At 46.3% G+C, this 18,041-nt stretch carries 16 protein-coding genes; 14 read left to right on the forward strand and 2 right to left on the reverse strand.

The genetic code is table 11. From position 1 onward, the window contains the following. Window positions 1–13: 13 nt before the first annotated feature. The 8 genes from murG to lpxC all read left to right on the forward strand — a co-directional run bounded on the left by murG (window position 14) and on the right by lpxC (window position 8,558). Window positions 14–1,063, forward strand: a complete 1,050-nt coding sequence (gene murG, locus ICE90_RS02250; RefSeq protein ID WP_216191309.1) for an undecaprenyldiphospho-muramoylpentapeptide beta-N-acetylglucosaminyltransferase — start codon at window positions 14–16, stop codon at window positions 1,061–1,063. After that, complete coding sequence (murC, locus tag ICE90_RS02255; RefSeq protein WP_216190725.1) at window positions 1,060–2,496, forward strand: UDP-N-acetylmuramate--L-alanine ligase; 1,437 nt, start codon at window positions 1,060–1,062, stop codon at window positions 2,494–2,496. The genes murG and murC overlap by 4 nt, the downstream gene beginning before the upstream one ends. Next, window positions 2,489–3,502: a D-alanine--D-alanine ligase gene (locus ICE90_RS02260; protein WP_255533270.1), complete on the forward strand. Its 1,014-nt coding sequence runs from the start codon at window positions 2,489–2,491 to the stop codon at window positions 3,500–3,502. The genes murC and ICE90_RS02260 overlap by 8 nt, the downstream gene beginning before the upstream one ends. Then, window positions 3,499–4,356: a cell division protein FtsQ/DivIB gene (locus tag ICE90_RS02265; protein ID WP_215321363.1), complete on the forward strand. Its 858-nt coding sequence runs from the start codon at window positions 3,499–3,501 to the stop codon at window positions 4,354–4,356. The genes ICE90_RS02260 and ICE90_RS02265 overlap by 4 nt, the downstream gene beginning before the upstream one ends. A 9-nt stretch (window positions 4,357–4,365) precedes the next feature. After that, on the forward strand, window positions 4,366–5,595 hold the full coding sequence (gene ftsA, locus ICE90_RS02270; RefSeq protein WP_216190726.1) for a cell division protein FtsA: 1,230 nt from the start codon (window positions 4,366–4,368) through the stop codon (window positions 5,593–5,595). 48 nt (window positions 5,596–5,643) lie between these two features. Further along, a complete protein-coding gene (gene ftsZ, locus ICE90_RS02275; RefSeq protein ID WP_216154365.1) occupies window positions 5,644–6,984 on the forward strand; it encodes a cell division protein FtsZ in 1,341 nt (446 codons plus the stop codon). Between the two features lie 112 nt (window positions 6,985–7,096). Then, window positions 7,097–7,597 (forward strand): peroxiredoxin, encoded by a 501-nt coding sequence (locus ICE90_RS02280; protein ID WP_215321366.1) that lies wholly within the window; start codon window positions 7,097–7,099, stop codon window positions 7,595–7,597. A gap of 46 nt (window positions 7,598–7,643) precedes the next feature. After that, a complete protein-coding gene (gene lpxC / locus ICE90_RS02285) occupies window positions 7,644–8,558 on the forward strand; it encodes a UDP-3-O-acyl-N-acetylglucosamine deacetylase (RefSeq protein WP_215321367.1) in 915 nt (304 codons plus the stop codon). A 21-nt stretch (window positions 8,559–8,579) separates the two neighbouring features. Here the strand turns inward: lpxC and ICE90_RS02290 are convergent, their stop codons facing one another. Beyond that, window positions 8,580–9,077, reverse strand: a complete 498-nt coding sequence (locus ICE90_RS02290) for a hypothetical protein (protein ID WP_216154367.1) — start codon at window positions 9,075–9,077, stop codon at window positions 8,580–8,582. Window positions 9,078–9,131: 54 nt separating this feature from the next. Between ICE90_RS02290 and secA the strand changes: the two genes are divergently transcribed. The 6 genes from secA to ICE90_RS02320 all read left to right on the forward strand — a co-directional run bounded on the left by secA (window position 9,132) and on the right by ICE90_RS02320 (window position 17,284). Continuing rightward, the gene (secA, locus tag ICE90_RS02295) at window positions 9,132–11,897 is read left to right on the forward strand and encodes a preprotein translocase subunit SecA (protein WP_216190727.1); all 2,766 of its coding nucleotides are present in this window, start codon (window positions 9,132–9,134) and stop codon (window positions 11,895–11,897) included. Between the two features lie 172 nt (window positions 11,898–12,069). Then, window positions 12,070–12,528: a (2Fe-2S)-binding protein gene (locus ICE90_RS02300; RefSeq protein ID WP_216154369.1), complete on the forward strand. Its 459-nt coding sequence runs from the start codon at window positions 12,070–12,072 to the stop codon at window positions 12,526–12,528. A gap of 14 nt (window positions 12,529–12,542) precedes the next feature. Further along, the gene (locus ICE90_RS02305) at window positions 12,543–14,666 is read left to right on the forward strand and encodes a xanthine dehydrogenase family protein molybdopterin-binding subunit (RefSeq protein ID WP_216190728.1); all 2,124 of its coding nucleotides are present in this window, start codon (window positions 12,543–12,545) and stop codon (window positions 14,664–14,666) included. Between the two features lie 83 nt (window positions 14,667–14,749). After that, on the forward strand, window positions 14,750–15,985 hold the full coding sequence (gene argJ, locus ICE90_RS02310; RefSeq protein WP_216190729.1) for a bifunctional glutamate N-acetyltransferase/amino-acid acetyltransferase ArgJ: 1,236 nt from the start codon (window positions 14,750–14,752) through the stop codon (window positions 15,983–15,985). Between the two features lie 15 nt (window positions 15,986–16,000). Continuing rightward, window positions 16,001–16,858: an ATP-binding protein gene (locus ICE90_RS02315; RefSeq protein WP_215321372.1), complete on the forward strand. Its 858-nt coding sequence runs from the start codon at window positions 16,001–16,003 to the stop codon at window positions 16,856–16,858. A gap of 9 nt (window positions 16,859–16,867) precedes the next feature. Then, the gene (locus tag ICE90_RS02320; RefSeq protein ID WP_215321373.1) at window positions 16,868–17,284 is read left to right on the forward strand and encodes an NUDIX domain-containing protein; all 417 of its coding nucleotides are present in this window, start codon (window positions 16,868–16,870) and stop codon (window positions 17,282–17,284) included. Here the strand turns inward: ICE90_RS02320 and zapD are convergent. Beyond that, a complete protein-coding gene (zapD, locus tag ICE90_RS02325) occupies window positions 17,281–18,033 on the reverse strand; it encodes a cell division protein ZapD (protein ID WP_215321374.1) in 753 nt (250 codons plus the stop codon). The genes ICE90_RS02320 and zapD overlap by 4 nt on opposite strands. Window positions 18,034–18,041 lie beyond the last annotated feature (8 nt).

Here is an 18,041-nt window from a genome sequence, read left to right on the forward strand (position 1 = left end):
CTCAATCTTGGTGATGGCTGGTGGTACTGGTGGACATATTTTTCCAGGCCTCGCTGTCGCTGAATATTTGCGGGTATGCGGCTGGAAGGTCTCTTGGTTGGGTAATCAAGCGGGCATGGAGTATCGCCTCGTGAAGTCTTGTGATTTCCCATTTGAGGCGGTCGAGTTCGGCGGTCTACGTGGCAAGGGATTAAAGGCAAAGTTGATGCTACCTATTAATCTTATGCGCGCTTGCTATCAAAGTTGGAAGATTATGCGTCGCCTAAAACCGAATGTGGTTTTAGGTATGGGTGGTTATATTACTTTCCCTGGTGGTTTAATCACGAAAGTTCTGAAACGTCCATTGGTTTTGCATGAAGCGAATTCAGTAGCTGGTAGTGCTAATCGTGCGTTGAGCAAAATTGCAATGCGGACTCTCACTGGGTTCCCCAACACAATGGATCATGCAGAGTGGGTAGGCAACCCGATTCGGGAAGAGTTTGATCACATGCTGGCGCCTGCAGCACGTTATGACCAGCGCCAAGGGCCTTTATCTATCTTGGTAGTAGGTGGTAGCTTGGGTGCTGCTGCCCTTAATGAAAGTCTTCCGGCTGCGCTGGCATTAATTCCAGCGGAGTCACGCCCCAAAGTGATTCATCAGGCGGGCGATAAGCATTTAGTAGATCTACAGCAGAGATATGCTGGCTTAGGTGTAACGGCAGATATTCGCCCCTTTATTGACGATATGCCAACCGCGTATTCACAGGCCGATTTAGTGATTTGCCGTTCAGGTGCCATGACAGTTTCTGAAATAGCAGCTTGTGGTGTTGCATCTTGCCTTATTCCATTCCCATTTGCAATCGATGATCACCAAACTGCGAATGCGAAATTCTTATCAAATGCTAACGCAGCAGTTTTATTGCCGCAGACGTTACTGAATCCACAAGATTTAGCAATGATGATTCAGAACTTTAATCGCACAGAATTAAAAGAGATGGCATTACGTGCGCATGCTTTAGCAAAGCCACATGCTACCCAGCGTGTAGCTGAGGTATGCGCAGATTGTGCGGGGGTGGGAATATGAAAAATATCGTTCAGCAAATTCACTTCATCGGTATCGGTGGTGCTGGCATGAGCGGTATTGCTGAGGTGCTATTGAACCTGGGTTACCAAGTTTCAGGGTCAGACTTAGCGGATAGCGCAGTCACTAAGCGTCTGAGAGAATTAGGTGCAATTATTCATATTGGGCATGATCCTAAAAATATTGGTACGGCAGAGGCAGTAGTCATTTCCACCGCTGTTGCAGGCAATAATCCAGAAGTTTTGGCTGCACGCGCGGCGAAGGTACCAGTGATTCAGCGCGCAGTCATGTTAGGTGAGTTGATGCGCCTGAAACAGGGTATTGCAATTGCTGGCACACACGGCAAAACAACTACTACCAGCTTGGTTGCATCCGTTTTAGCTGAAGGTGGTCTAGATCCCACATTTGTGATCGGCGGCAAACTCAATTCTGCAGGTGCCAATGCGCGCTTGGGGCGTGGAGATTTTATTGTGGTTGAGGCGGACGAATCAGATGCCTCCTTCTTGCAATTATTTCCAGCTATGGAAGTGGTAACCAATATTGATGCTGATCATATGGATACTTATCAGCACGATATGGCTAGATTGAAACAGGCATTTGTTCAATTCATTCAGCGCATGCCTTTTTATGGTGTAGCAGTACTTTGTATTGATGATGCTAATGTGCGCGACATTATTCCGTTTGTATCTCAGCCAGTACTTCGCTATGGTTTATCAGGGGATGCAGATATTCGCGCAAGTAATGTTCGTGCGGATGGTACACAGATGCACTTCACGGTTGACCGTCGTACTGTGCGTAGGCATGGCAATAAACCAGGCCCACTAAATATCACCCTGAATTTACCAGGCTTGCATAACGTCTGCAATGCCTTGGCTGCTATTGGTATAGCAACAGAGTTGGGTGTGGGTGATGAAGCAATTATGAAAGCCCTGTCTGAGTTTGGTGGTGTTGGTCGTCGCTTCCAGCGCTATGGAGAGATTCCTTTGGCATCTGGCGGTAGCTTTACCTTGATCGATGATTACGGCCATCACCCAGTGGAAATGGCTGCAACCTTAGCTGCAGCGAGAGGTGCTTACCCAGATCGTCGCTTGGTCTTAGCATTCCAGCCGCACCGCTTTACTAGAACGCGTGATTGCTTCGGTGAGTTTGTTCAAGTCCTCAAAAATTTTGACGCTTTGGTGCTGACTGATGTGTATCCAGCGGGCGAAGCAAAAATTCCAGGGGCTGATAGTAAGAGCTTAATAAAGGCCGCAATTGCTGAAGACAAGAATTCTAAAGTTTTATTGGATTCAAGTGCAGTTGCTTATGCTGCAAACGTGGCAGAGATGCCAGAAAAATTAAGTCAGGTTTTAAAAGATGGGGATGTATTAATTACGATGGGTGCGGGATCAATTTCTGCTTTGCCACATACGCTGTCGGAGGCAAAGAATGTCTAAGGTAGGTGCTAATTTGATTTCTTGGGGTGATCGCGTTAAGTCCAGCTTGGCTGGCCTAGATCTTAAGTCGTTAGGACGTGTTGGTGTTTTGCTTGGCGGGAAATCAGGCGAACGAGAGATTTCTCTTATGTCAGGTAATGGCGTATTAGAGGCTTTGCGCGCAAAAGGGGTTGATGCCCATGCTTTTGATACGGGTTTGCGTTGCCCTACCGAAATAGTAAAAGAAAACTTCGATCGTGTATTCATTTCCTTGCATGGCCGCTTTGGTGAAGACGGAACCATCCAAGGATTGCTGGAGTTGTTAGGGTTACCTTATACGGGTAGTGGTGTTTTGGCCTCTGCTCTAGCAATCGACAAAATTGTCACTAAGCAAGTCTGGATTAGTAATGGACTTGCTACTCCTGAGTATGTAGAATTAACTGCTGATAGCAATTGGAATGCAGTCGTGAAGCACCTGGGCTTGCCTTTGATTGTGAAGCCAGCAAATGAAGGATCTTCTTTGGGTTTAACGAAAGTAAAGTCCGCAGAAGAGTTGCCCGCTGCTTACAGGCTTGCAGCTGGATTAGACAAAAAAGTGATTGCAGAGACTTGCATCATTGGCGATGAATTAACTTGCCCAATAGTTGGTCAGGGTAATACGGCTGAAGCATTACCGGTGATCAAAATTATTCCGCCTCAAGCAAATTACGATTTTCATAATAAGTATTTTTCTGATGAAACTCAGTACTTATGCCCTACCGGACTGGCACCTGAAGTCAATGCCGCCGTCCAGGAATTAGCTTTGGCCGCATATAAAGCTTTGGGTTGTCGTACATGGGGCCGTGCTGACGTAATGCTAGATCAAAAGACCGGTAAGCCTTACTTGTTGGAAATGAATACTTCTCCTGGTATGACTTCCCACTCTTTGGTGCCAATGGCTGCCAAAGCTGCTGGTATCGAGTATGCAGATTTAGTGCTTTGGTTACTCAGTCAAACGTTGCATCAAAAAGAGGATGCTGCTGCATGAGCAACTTCATGGATCGCTTCGGTGAAATTTTCTCTATGTTGATGTCTCCGCTTTGGAATCATGCGGAGCGCATGGAGAAGCTGAGTCGTTTCTTGCTGCGCTGCTTTGTGGTAATGCTCGTCATTGGTATTTTGGTTTGGCTAAGTCAGCGACCAGTTTTCGCTTTGAAGCAGATTCAGATTGAGCCAGTTACTGGCCAAATATTGAAACACATCAACAAGCCTATTGTTAAGCAACAAGTTTTAGCAACAGTGCAGGGTAATTTTTTCAGTGTTCGTTTAGAAGATGTGAAGCGAGGCTTTGAAAGTATGCCTTGGGTACGACACGCCAATGTCCGCCGTGTTTGGCCAAATGGTTTAGTGGTGAGTATTGAAGAGCAGAAGCCTTTTGGTACCTGGGGTGGCGCTGAGAGTCGTATCCTAATGAATACCCATGGCGAGCTCTTTACTGGACGCGTTACTGAGGTGAGTGAGGATGTGCGTTTAGTTGACTTTTCTGGCCCTGAAGATGCGAGCAAAGAAGTGATGAGTCTTTATGAAAAAGCCAACAACTGGTTTAAACCATGGGGTTCAGAAGTCACTAGCCTTGCTCTGACTGAGCGCTACGCATGGCACGTCAAGCTCTCAAACGGAATGAAAGTAGAGTTTGGCCGCGATGAGGAAAGCTCCGATAAAAATTTAACGGAAGAACGTGTGGCGCGTTTATTTAAATATTGGCCACAAGTACAAGAGAAGTGGGCGAATCGAGTAGATGCAGTCGATTTGCGATATGCAAATGGTTTTGCGGTTCATCTTGCTTCTGCAAGCTTGAAAAAGAATGAAGTAGATGGCAAAAAAAGTGAGCTGAAGCAATGAGGAATGGTAATGAGTAAAGACAATCGCGATATTTTGGTTGGTTTAGATATTGGAACTTCCAAGGTGGTTGCCCTGGTTGCTGAATTAGCTCCGGATGGTCAATTCAACGTAGTGGGTGTTGGTCAAACTGCATCGAAGGGACTAAAGAAGGGTGTTGTAGTCAATATTGAGGCAACCGTTCAGTCGATTCAGAAGGCGCTTGAAGAGGCTGAGGTAATGGCCGATCGCCAGATTGTCCAAGTATTTACAGGTATCGCGGGTAACCACATTGTGAGCTTTAACTCCAGCGGTATGGTTGCAATACGCGACAAAGAGGTTGGTTCTGGTGATGTTGAGCGCGTATTGGAGACGGCTAAAGCAATCAACATTCCAACAGATCAACAGATTTTGCACATCCTGGTTCAAGAATTCATTATTGATGGCCAAGAAGATGTACGCGAGCCAATTGGTATGAGCGGTCTTCGCTTAGAGGTGAAGGTACATATTGTTACTGGCGCCGTAAGCGCAGCACAAAATATTGTGAAGTGTGTGCGTCGTTGTGGCCTCGAAGTGAATGACCTCATCTTGCAGCCTTTGGCATCTAGCTTGGCGGTATTAACCGAAGATGAGAAAGAGCTTGGTGTGGTATTGGTTGATATTGGCGGTGGTACAACCGATATTGCAATTTATTGCCAGGGTTCGATTCGTCACACAGCAGTGATTCCTATTGCGGGCGATCAGATCACTAATGACATTGCGATGGCATTACGTACACCAACAATTGATGCGGAAGATTTGAAGATTGCACACGGCATTGCTCGTCAAGAGATGGCTGATCCAACCGCAATGATTGATATTCCTGGTGTGGGTGATCGTGAGCCACGCCCGATGTCTAAGCAAGCATTAGCTGCAGTCATTGAGCCGCGTGTTGAAGAGTTATTTACGTTGGTAAGAGGGGTAGTGCGTGACTCCGGTTACGAAGATATGGTTTCTTCGGGAATTGTTTTAACAGGTGGCACCGCATTAATGCCGGGCATGGTGGAGTTGGCAGAACAAGTCTTCCTAAGGCCTGCCCGTATTGGTACCCCTGAATACCGTGGCCATCTCCATGAAGTCTTACGTAGTCCCAGATATGCCACCAGCATAGGTTTGCTGATGGAAGGCCAAGCGCAGTTATTGCGCGGTCGTCGTGTTTCTCAATCAGGCGCGTTGCAAGGTGTTATATCGCGCATGAAAGAATGGTTTGCAGGAAATTTTTAAGTTTTTTTCGTCGTCGTCAATGTAGTACGTATTTACCTAGGAGGGTATATGGAATTTGAAATGTTAGATCAAGAAACAGCTGGCAAGACCATTATTAAAGTGGTTGGAGTCGGTGGCGCTGGTGGCAATGCTGTCCAGCACATGATCCGTCGCGGTGTTAACGGCGTAGAGTTCATTTGCATGAACACCGATGCTGGCGCTTTACAGCGTTCTGAGGCATCTGTGAATTTGCAACTGGGTTCTAGCGGATTAGGCGCTGGTGCCAAACCAGAAATCGGCGCAGCTTCTGCTGAAGAAGCACGTGCTCGCATTGCCGATACATTACAAGGCGCCCACATGGTGTTCATCACTGCTGGTATGGGTGGCGGCACAGGAACTGGAGCGGCCCCAATCGTGGCTCAAGTAGCTAAAGAAATGGGCATTTTGACGGTTGGTGTCATTAGTAAGCCCTTTGACTTTGAGGGTGTAAAGCGCTTGAAGGTTGCTGAAAATGGTGCAGCAGAGCTTGAGTCATATGTAGATTCATTGATTGTTGTGCTTAATGAAAAACTCTTTGAAGTGATGGGTGAAGATGCTGAGTTCGATAAGGCATTTGCTTGTGCCGATGATGTGTTACATAACGCAGTATCTGGCATTGCAGAAATCATCAATGTTCAGGGCTTGATCAACGTTGACTTTGAAGACGTTAAAACAGTAATGGGTGAGCAAGGTAAAGCCATGATGGGAACGGCAACTGTTTCTGGCATGGACCGTGCACGCTTAGCTGCTGAAGCTGCGGTGGCATCACCATTGCTTGAAGGTGTTGATCTGTCAGGTGCACGTGGCGTATTGGTAAACATTACAGCTAGCCGTTCATTGAAGTTATCTGAGACTCGCGAAGTCATGGCAGCGATTCGTGGTTATGCCGCTGATGATGCAACCGTAATCTTTGGTACCGTTTATGATGAAAGCCTAGGCGATGCCTTACGTGTAACTGTGGTTGCTACTGGTTTGAATAATCCTCAAGCACGTAAAAACAACCAACCTGAAGTGGTTTGGAGACAAGCTACTGGTACTCATGATGCAATGCCAACGATGGCAGACCTCAATAGCTTTGCTCCTGCTAGCGCATCAGCAGCAATGAGCAAGATCAGTGTGGATTCTGCTTTAAGTACTAGCGCAGGTTTGGCTCTCACTGGAACAGGTAGTGCTCCAGCAATGGCAACTCAATCGGCAAGTACTGGTGTTGACTATAGCCAATATGACTTGCCACGGGTTTTTCGTAGCTCTCGTGAGGCGACTCCTGCGCCTACATTAGGTGCGGATAGTTCTCCTCAGGCTAAATCTATGTTGGACAAAGGGGCTGATTACTATGAAATCCCAGCCTTTTTACGTAAACAAGCAGATTAATTAACTGCTTAATACAATAGGTAATTGCGAAATGCCAGCGCGGCGCCCCTCCGGACGACGAATCCCGCGCTTGCGTTGGCATGCTTACTAACAATTATTTATTGGAGATGTCATGATTGCTGTTGGACAAAAATTACCGAACGCTACTCTTTATGAATTTATGAATGAAGAGACCGAAGGCTGCTCCTTAGGGCCAAATGCTTTTGAAGTTGAAAAGCTAGTAGCTGGCAAAAAGATTGTGTTGTTTGCATTGCCTGGTGCATTTACACCAACTTGCTCTGCTAAGCACGTGCCCGGTTACGTTGAGCACTACGATGCGATTAAAGCTAAAGGTGTTGACGAGATTTGGTGTGTTTCTGTAAATGACCCATTTGTGATGGGCGCATGGGGACGCGATCAAAAGGTTGGCAAAAAGATTCGCATGTTGGGTGATGGCAGTGCTGAGTTCACCAAAAAGCTTGGTTTAGAGTTAGATCTAACTGCTCGTGGTTTTGGTGTTCGCTCAGATCGTTATGCCATGATTATTGAAGATGGTGTTGTAAAGTCTCTTGACCGCGAAGCTCCAGGTAAGTTTGAAGTGAGTGATGCCGCTTCCATCTTGAAAAAGCTGTAATTCAAACTCTAATATAACTAATACCCCCTGAATTTAAAACCCAAATATGATGAAGCAACGCACCATTGCCACTCCGGTTAAGACCGTGGGGATTGGCTTGCACTCTGGTCGCAAGGTGACGATTTCTATCAAGCCTGCACCAGTAAATTCAGGGGTTCAGTTTGTTCGGGTGGATACACCTGAACAGTCAGTGGTTCCTGCAACCGCTTTAGCTGTATGTGACACAAGATTGGCTTCTGTTATTCAGAAGGATGGTGTGCGTGTATCTACCGTGGAACATTTACTTTCAGCCTGTGCTGGTCTTGGCCTCGATAATTTATTGATAGAGCTTGACGGTGAAGAGGTGCCTATCATGGATGGTAGTGCCGCTTCATTCTTATTCTTAATTGAATCTGCTGGCATTGCAGAGCAAGATGCGCCACGTCAATTTGTAGTGATTAAAAAACCAGTAGAGGTTCGCGAGGGCGATAAGCTTGCTCGCTTAGAACCATTCTTTGGGTTTAAGTTAGATTTTACGATTGACTTCAAGCATCCGGCGGTAGATAAAACAGGGCAACGCTTTGCGGTTGATTTTGCAGAACAAGCTTACCGCAGTGAAATTGGTCGTGCACGTACTTTTGGATTTGCGCACGAAGTAGAAGCATTGCGAGAAATGGGATTAGCGCGTGGCGGTAGTTTAGATAACGCAATTGTTTTAGATGAGCACCGCATTTTGAATAACGAAGAACTTCGTTATGAGGATGAATTTGTGCGGCACAAAATTTTAGATGCGATTGGTGATCTGTATCTCATCGGACACCCTATTGTGGGAGCTTATATTGCCGAAAAATCAGGCCACGCTCTCAATAACGCACTTTTGCGGAAGCTTTTGGAAGACCCTAGCTCTTATGAAATCAGCTCCTTTGCTGAAAATAAGGCTCCAGGCGCTTATTCCCAGGAAAGCCAGCCCCTCTTTTTCTAAGGGGCCCGAAGTAGTTTTCGTCTACTTTGGTTTATTTTTCAACAGCTTCTCGATGGAGGAGCGTAAACCAGAGTCAGGCCCTAACTTCTCTAATAGGGACTCCCAGGATTTTTTGGCAACCTCATTTAGCCCTTTTGGCTTTTCACGCTGATCTTGGCGAGGTTTAACTTCCCAAGCGGGTGGAGCGGGTTTTACTCGCACCTTTATTGCCTTGCAGGATAAGCCAGATTTACCTAACTCATTGATTAGACTAGGTAATATTTGCTGTAAGCGACTGGCGATGCTCGCACTGCTGACCAGTAAAAATAGCTCATCCTGCGAGCCAGAGCGCCAACCAGCTTCAATTTTTGGGCTCAGATGGTTTAAATCAAGCTTCGTTAGGGCTGAGTTAATAATTGTCTTGAGTTTGGCTAGATCTTCGGTTTTAGCCAAAATTCCCCCAAGACCATCGGATTCACGTAGGTAATCCATCCAGTCGTGAGCTGAGGGCTTGCGGGATGATTTGGGGCTAAAGTTCATAAAAAATGGGCTTGCGGGTGATAAACTCAAGGACTTAATTTTCTTCAATATCCCATGGTAATCGGTCTTCTTAAAACCCTGGTCGGCAGTCGTAACGACCGCCTCTTAAAACAGTATCGCAAAGTCGTTGCTAAGGTCGCCACTTTTGAGGCGAGCCTGCAATCTTTGAATGACTCTGTACTTGCTGCAAAAACTGCAGAATTCAAGTCACGCCTTGCCGCTGGAGAGTCCTTAGATGATATTGCTGCAGAAGCATTTGCGGTAGTTCGTGAGGCTAGCACACGCGTCATGAAGATGCGCCACTTTGATGCGCAGATTCTGGGTGGTCTAGCCTTGCATCAAGGCAAGATTGCCGAGATGGGTACAGGCGAAGGCAAAACCTTAACAGCCACTCTTCCGGTCTATTTGAATGCTTTAACTGGTAAAGGTGTTCATGTTGTTACGGTGAATGATTATTTAGCGCAGCGTGATGCTGAATGGATGTCTAAGTTGTATAACTTCTTGGGTATGAAGGTAGGTGTGAATCTATCTCAAATGGATCACACCACTAAGCAAGAAGCTTATGCCGCTGATATTACTTACGGCACCAATAATGAATTTGGCTTCGATTACTTACGCGACAACATGGTTCAGGATTTGGATCAGCGCGTTCAACGCGGTTTGGCTTATGCGATCGTTGACGAAGTCGACTCCATTCTGATTGATGAAGCTCGTACCCCATTAATCATTTCTGGTCAGGCTGAAGATCACACCGATCTTTATGTCAAGATTAATGCTCTGCCATCTCATTTAGAACGTCAAATTGGCGAAGAGAAGGCTGATGGCACAGGTGTCGAGAAACCAGGCGACTACTGGGTAGACGAGAAGTCTCAGCAGGTTTATTTGACCGAACAAGGTCATGACAAGGCTGAGTCTATATTGGTTCAATTGGGCGCGCTCAATGATGGCGAATCTCTCTATGCGCCACAAAATATTACTTTGATGCATCACGTGTACGCTGCTCTGCGCGCACACACTCTCTATCACCGCGATCAACAATACGTTGTTCAGAGCGGCGAAGTCATCATCGTGGATGAATTTACTGGCCGTTTAATGCAAGGTCGTCGTTGGTCTGATGGATTGCATCAAGCTGTTGAAGCCAAAGAAGGGGTGCAGATTCAGAATGAGAATCAAACTCTAGCGACAATTACTTTCCAAAATTATTTCCGCATGTATGGCAAGCTAGCCGGTATGACCGGTACTGCCGATACTGAGGCGTATGAATTTAAAGAAATCTACAACTTGGAAACAGTTGTGATTCCGCCAAATCGCATTAGCCAAAGAAAAGATAAGCAAGATCAGATCTACAAGTCATCTCGCGAACGCTATGACGCGGTGATTAAAGATATCGAAGATTGTTATGAACGTGGCCAGCCAGTATTAGTTGGTACCACTTCGATTGAAAACTCTGAGTTGATTGCGAATCTATTGGATCAACGCAAATTACCGCATCAAGTTTTAAATGCAAAACAGCATGCTCGCGAAGCAGAAATTATTGCTCAAGCTGGTCGGCCAAAAATGATCACAATTGCTACTAATATGGCTGGCCGTGGTACTGATATCGTGCTTGGCGGCAACGTTGGCAAACAGTCTTCATTGATTGAGGCTGATAGCGCTATAGCTGATGCTGATAAAGCAGCCAAAATTAAGCAGCTGCAGGACGAGTGGCAAAGTATTCACAATCAAGTTCTAGTTGCTGGTGGTTTGCATATCATTGGTACCGAGCGACACGAGAGTCGTCGTATCGATAACCAGTTAAGAGGTCGTTCAGGCCGCCAGGGTGATCCTGGCTCTTCCCGCTTCTACCTTTCATTGGATGATCCGCTGCTACGTATCTTTGCAGGCGATCGTTTACGTTCAGTGATGGAGCGTCTCAAGATGCCTGATGGCGAGCCGATTGAAGCGGGTATGGTGACGCGCTCTATTGAGTCTGCTCAACGCAAGGTTGAGGGTCGCAACTTTGATATTCGTAAGCAATTGCTGGAATATGACAACGTTGCTAATGATCAGCGTAAAGAAACTTACCGCCTCAGAAATGAAGTGCTTGAGAGTGCTGATATTGGCGAGTTAATTGCTAATTTGCGCGAAGATGTTTTACGTTCCGTTTGCTCGGTTTATGTTCCTCTGGAGTCTATGGAAGAGCAGTGGGACCTAGTTGGGCTGGAAAACGTTTTAGCCAGTGAGTGGGGCCTCACAATTGACCTCAGAAATTGGGTTGAAGGTGCCGAGACTGTAGATGATGCAGAAATCGTTGACCGTGTATTGCAGTCCGCTAAAGAAGCTTACGATGCAAAGGTCGAACTCTCTGGGCGTGAATCTTTTGCAGGCTTTGAGCGCTCCGTTCTCTTGTATAGCTTGGATAGCCACTGGCGTGAGCACTTGGCTGCTTTGGATCATTTGCGGCAGGGCATTCATTTGCGCGGTTACGCGCAGAAAGATCCTAAGCAAGAGTACCGCCGTGAAGCATTTGAGCTGTATGGTGAATTGCTCAATGTCATCAAAAATGACGTTGTGAAAAACATCATGACGGTTCAGATTCGTAGTGCCAATGAATTAGATCAGGCATCCGAGTCGATGAATGACGATTTGGCTAAGCTTTCTGATGTCCAGTATCAGCATGCCGATCCCGAGAAAGAGGTTGCTGGATCAACGGGTGATCGTGGTGCCGCTATTGATATTCAGCCTGCACCTCTGCGCACAGGTCCAAAGGTGGGTCGCAATGATCCTTGTACGTGCGGTAGCGGTAAGAAGTACAAGAACTGCCACGGCGCCTTAGCTTAGATTTTTAATCTTCACACGACAGTGCTTCAATGGCTCAGATTTATCTGGGCCATTTTTCTTGGTGGAATCCCTAATCATTTAATACCCCTAGAGACCCTGAGATCTGTCATGATTTGTAGGTAGAAAACATTTGCTTTGTCTGCAAAATCTCAAATTTAACTAAGGGGGCGTTATGGCCGTGTCTTTTACTCTCAATGGTAAAGCCGTTAATTTCGATGGGGATCCTGAAACACCGATTCTCTGGGTTTTACGAGACCATTTAGATGTCACGAGTCCAAAGTATGGCTGTGGCGCAGGACTTTGTGGTGCATGCACCGTTCACTTGGAGGGTGCCGCCATCCGTTCTTGCTCTACCCCTGTATCTGTTGCGGGCGGTAAGTCAGTTACTACTCTCGAGGGCTTAACGGCAAAAGTTGGGAAAGCACTTCAAGACGCTTGGATCGAGTTCGATGTGCCTCAGTGTGGATATTGTCAGACCGGCCAAATGATGTCTGCAGCCGATTTATTGGCAAAGAAAAAACAGCCTAGTAGTGAGGATATTAAAAATGCCATGAGCGGAAATATTTGTCGCTGCGGTACCTATTCCCGTATCGAAAAAGCAGTCAAACGCGCTGCAGATAAATTGGCATAAAGGGTAAAGATCATATGAAAAATCAATCTTTAAAAAGCAACAGCCGTCGTCAATTTATTCAGCAAAGTGCTGCGCTTGGCGGTGCCTTTGTTGTCGGGATGCATCTGCCGATGACAAGTGAGGCTGCTTTAGGGGATGTTGCAAAGCCTGCCTTAGCAAACGCTTGGGTGCAAATTACTCCCAATAATCAAATTACCCTCATTTGTGCTCGCTCTGAGATGGGTCAGGACGTATATACCTCTTTGCCAGCCTTGCTAGCTGAGGAATTAAACTTACCTCTCTCAATGATTCAGGTGCAGATTGCCGGAGTTGCTCCTGTTTATATTAATGCGATGTTGGGTGGCCAAATTACTGGAGGCTCAACTTCAGTTCGTGAGGCCTTCGATAAATTAAGAACTGCTGGAGCTGCAACTCGTACAGTCTTAATTCAGGCCGCAGCCCAACGTTGGAACGTTTCTGCTGCCGACTGTAAAGCTATGAATGGCAAGGTAACCCATTCAGGTGGCAAGTCAGCTACCTATGGTGAATTGGCTGCAGATGCAGCTAAGCTACCCCTTCCAGAAAAACCAACCCTAAAGTCGCCTGCGAATTTTATGGTGATTGGCAAAGAAACAATGCGTCGCTTGGATACGCCAAGTAAAGTTGCTGGTAAAGCAGTTTATGGAATTGACGTCAAGATTCCAGGTATGGCAATTGCATCCTTAGCGCAATGCCCTGTTATTGGAGGTACGCCTACATCCTTTGATGCTTCCGCTGCAATGAAGGTAACTGGAGTGATTAAAGTTGTCCAGATTTCGGATGGCGTTGCAGTATTGGCTAAAGATTTTTATACAGCGCGTAAGGGTAGGGATGCCCTGAAAATTACCTGGAATGAAGGCTCTAATGCGAACCTGAGCAATGCTGTTGTTCGTAAATCCTTAGAAGAAGGTTTATCTAAAAAAGGTGCTGTGATTAAAACAGTGGGTGATGCTAACGCTACCGTTGTAAATGGCAAGCCGTTGAGTGCCCAATACTTTTTGCCATACTTAGCCCACTCCACTATGGAGCCTGTGAACTGCTCTGCTGATGTATCTAATGGCAAGTGCAGAATTATTGGCCCAATTCAGTTTCAGCAAGGTGGGCAGGCGGTAGCTGCAGCTGCTGCTGGGGTTAAGCCAGAAGATGTCACGATTGAAACCACCTTCCTGGGTGGTGGGTTTGGCCGCAAGTTAGAGCTGGACTTTATTCGTCAAGCCGCTGAAATTTCTAAGGCGGCTGGCATGCCAGTCAAGATGCTCTGGACTAAGGAAGATGACATTACTCATGACTTCTATCGTCCTATGAGTGTTCATAAGGTGGATGGAATCTTGGGCGCCAATGGTCAGTTAGCTTCCTTGAAAGCCAAAATGGTTTCTCAGTCAGTGACAGCACGAGCCTTTCCTGGTTTTGTGAAAGATGGTTTTGATCCATTCATGGTGGAAGGCTCGAACAATATTACCTATGAGATTCCCAATCTAGAAATTACTAACGTGATTACGGATACCGGACTTCGAGTAGGTTATTGGCGCTCAGTAAGTAATGCTCTCAATGCATTTGCAATTGAGAGTTTTGTGGATGAAGCTGCTAAAGCTGCTGGTAAAGACCCTGTTGCATATCGCATGGCATCTTTAAGCAAACACCCACGAGCAAAAGCTGTTCTTGAATTGGCGGTGAAAAAGTCTGGATACGTTCCTGGCAGTAAGCGTTTTGGTGTTGCACAGATGGAGTGTTATGACACTTATTCTGCTTGCATACTAGAATTGGATCCTGCGGCTAAAGAGACCAAGGTTAAGAAAATTACGTTCGTTTCTGATTGCGGAATTACGGTACATCCTGATCAAGCAAGGGCGCAGCTCACTGGTGGCGTGATTTACGGCTTGAGTGCAGCCTTGAGCAATGAAATCACAATCGAGAATGGCAGGGTTCAGCAGAACAACTTCAATAACTACCCGAGCTTGCGACAAAATCAAGTGCCTGTGGTTGAGGTGCATTTGGTGCTAAGTCAGGAGAAGCCGGGTGGCTTGGGTGAGGTTGGGGTGCCTTTAGTGGCCCCAGCTCTGGTCAACGCAATTGCTGCAGCAACTGGCAAGCGGATTCGGGAGTTGCCAATCAAGGCGTAGTATCTGTAATGGGGTTTTAACCAAAATAAAGCGCGCCCAGAAGGTGCGCTTTATTTTTGAGCCTCATCTACAATTATCAGACTATGACTGTTAACTTACCCCTCCCCCAAAAAGCCGAATTAAAGCCTATTAAAGGTTTTGAGATGGGCATCGCCGAAGCTGGTATTAAGAAGGCAAATCGTAAAGATTTATTGGTGATGACTTTAGCTCCTGGTTCCCAGGTCGCTGGCGTTTTTACTCTAAATCGCTTTTGCGCTGCTCCAGTGCAAGTTTGTCGCGAGCATTTGGCGCAAGAGGGTCGTAATGGCGAAATCCGAGCCCTCGTGGTGAATACCGGCAATGCTAATGCTGGGACTGGTGAATCTGGTATAAAGCACGCCTTAGAAACCTGCGCAGCTTTGGCTAAGGATCTGAAGATTCATCCAGGGCAGATTCTGCCATTCTCAACTGGGGTCATTCTTGAGCCGCTCCCGATTGAGAAAATTATTAGCGCTTTGCCAAAGGCAGTGGCAAACCTTAGCGAGGACAATTGGTTTGATGCGGCTGAAGCCATCATGACTACGGATACTCAGCCTAAAGCTACTTCAGCAACTGTGCAAACACCTGCAGGATTGGTGACCATTACCGGTATCTGTAAGGGCGCTGGCATGATTCATCCCAATATGGCAACCATGTTGGGATTTATTGCTACTGATGCTGGATTTGCGTCTGGCCTCTTGAGTGGTCTTACTCGTGAGATAGCGGACCTTTCATTTAATGCGATCACCATTGATGGTGATACATCCACTAATGATTCTTTCATCATTATGGCGACGGGTCAGTCGTCAGTGCAAATTCAATCAGCGAACGAACCTAGTTATGCGATCTTGCGAGATGCATTAATTGCATTAGCTAGAAAGCTAGCGCAAATGATTGTGCGCGATGGCGAAGGGGCAACTAAATTTATGACGATCGAAGTGCTTGGTGGAAAGACTCCTGAGGAGTGCCGCTTGGTTGCTAAGGCAGTTGCCCATTCCCCATTAGTAAAAACCGCTTTCTTCGCAAGCGACCCTAATTTAGGTCGCATCCTGGCAGCGATTGGCTACGCAGGCGTCACCGATTTAGATGTGGGTCGCGTACAAATGTGGCTGGGCGATGTTTGGGTTGCTAAAAATGGTGGGCGCAATCCTGATTATCTGGAAGCTGATGGTCAGAGGGTCATGCAGGCCCCAGAGATCACCGTCAAGATTGACTTGGGTCGCGGCAGCGCTACACAAACCATATGGACTTGTGACTTATCGCATGACTATGTATCCATTAATGCAGATTACCGCTCATAAAAGACCATCCGGAATATGAATGAAAAATTAGACCGTCTTTTAGACCATCTTGATACTTTTTTACCGAAGCCCCTGACTGAGGAACAGTGGAAATCTTCTACTGCATATAGATGGCGTCGACGTGATAGTATTTTTGGCAGCATTGGGTTTTTGCAGCCCGTCAAGTACGTTGCAGATATTACTTTTGAGGATTTACAAAATATCGATCGTCAGCGTGATGCCATCCGCGATAACACCAAAAACTTTATTCAGAAAAAGCCAGCTAATAATATTTTGTTGACTGGTGCCAGGGGAACTGGAAAGTCCTCGCTGATCAAAGCGAGCTTGCATGAGTTTGCGAGCCAAGGCTTGCGCCTGGTTGAGGTTGAGAAGGAGCATTTGGCCGATTTAGCTGACATTACTGAGCTTTTGGCTGAGCGTCCAGAGCGCTTTATTATTTTTTGCGATGACCTCTCGTTTGAGGATGGTGAATCTGGCTATAAAGCTATGAAATCAGCTTTAGACGGCTCTGTCTCCGCGCAAGTCGACAATATTTTGATTTATGCCACCTCTAATCGTCGCCATTTATTACCTGAGTATATGAAGGATAACGAGACCTACGTTCATAACGATGATGGTGAAATTCATCCTGGTGAAGTGGTCGAAGAAAAAATTTCTTTATCAGAGCGCTTTGGTCTTTGGTTATCTTTTTATCCACCAAAACAAGATGAGTATTTGGCGATCGTGACGCATTGGTTGCAGCATTTTGGTTTAAGTGCTGCGCAAATTGAAGTGGCGCGTTCAGAAGCTTTGGTCTGGGCATTGGAGCGTGGCTCACGCTCTGGTCGTGTTGCTTGGCAATTTGCTAAGCATTGGGCAGGTTCAAAATCTTAAGATTTTTTGATGAGTGAAATCAATCGTCCAGTTACTGAAGTGGCAGCAGGAATCTTGCTGGATTCTGAAGGGCGCTATCTTTTAGGGCAGAGACCTGAAGGCAAACCCTACGCTGGTTACTGGGAGGTTCCGGGTGGGAAAATCGAAAAAGGGGAAACTGTTTTCGAGGCGCTGAAGCGTGAACTTCAAGAAGAGCTCGGCATTGATATTCAATCTAGTGAAGAGCTTACCGTTCTGGAGCATGATTACCCCCATGCCTATGTTCGCTTACATGTGAGCATTATTCGCGATTGGAGAGGAGTCCCCAAAGGTTGTGAGAATCAAGCCTTATCGTGGGAGTTACTTGCTGCCGAAAAGCCTAGTGTTGAACCCTTATTACCGGCCGCCTGGCCCATGCTGGAAAGGCTAAGAGCCCTTTTGACTTAAAACTGGCAGAGGGTGAGTTTGAATGGCACGTCAGCATTTACTAACTGTGCTTTTTTATCGCGTTCGGACTTTAAGAAGCGAACTGAGAGTAAATATTTATTTGCGCTAATTTCAGAAAACAAAGCATCGTCTTCTACGGCAATGCGCATTAACTGATACACCTTGCCCGATGGAGCTTGCTGAAAAGATCCATTGTGTGCGACCACATCTTTAGCCTCACCTGATTGACGTAACAGTCGTAAAAATAATTGGCATGCCTCATGCCATGGCAAGAGTGGTCCAACATATTTTTCAAGCAATTCACGCCGCTCAGATGATGGACTATTTTTCCAGGCATGATAACTAGGCAAATCAATTGGACTGGTGCCACCTGGAATATTTAATCTGGTGCGAATCGCATTTAACCATTCACTTTCTGTAATCACAGAGTTGGGTCTGCCTGTTGATTGATTAATACTGCTAGCAACGGAATCAATTTCTGAGAGAGTTTGTGTCAGCGCCTCTTGATCAACCTTTTGTGACGACTTCAATCCATTAAGTGCATATTTTTGACGCTCAAATTCTTTGAGTAGTAAAGACTTGATGTCACCGCGTGCACCGATGTCACCAAGATCAAACAAAACAGAGATGGCATTGTGGTGCAACTCTGGGTCATCAGAGCGGACAAAGTGGTTAAAGCGGGCGAACAAATACTCCAGTCGAAGCATGCTTCGAACTAATTCGTTAAAGGGGTATTCGTAAACAATCACAAGCCCAT

This window comes from Polynucleobacter sp. AP-RePozz3-80-G7 (assembly GCF_018882145.1).
Lineage (GTDB): Bacteria > Pseudomonadota > Gammaproteobacteria > Burkholderiales > Burkholderiaceae > Polynucleobacter.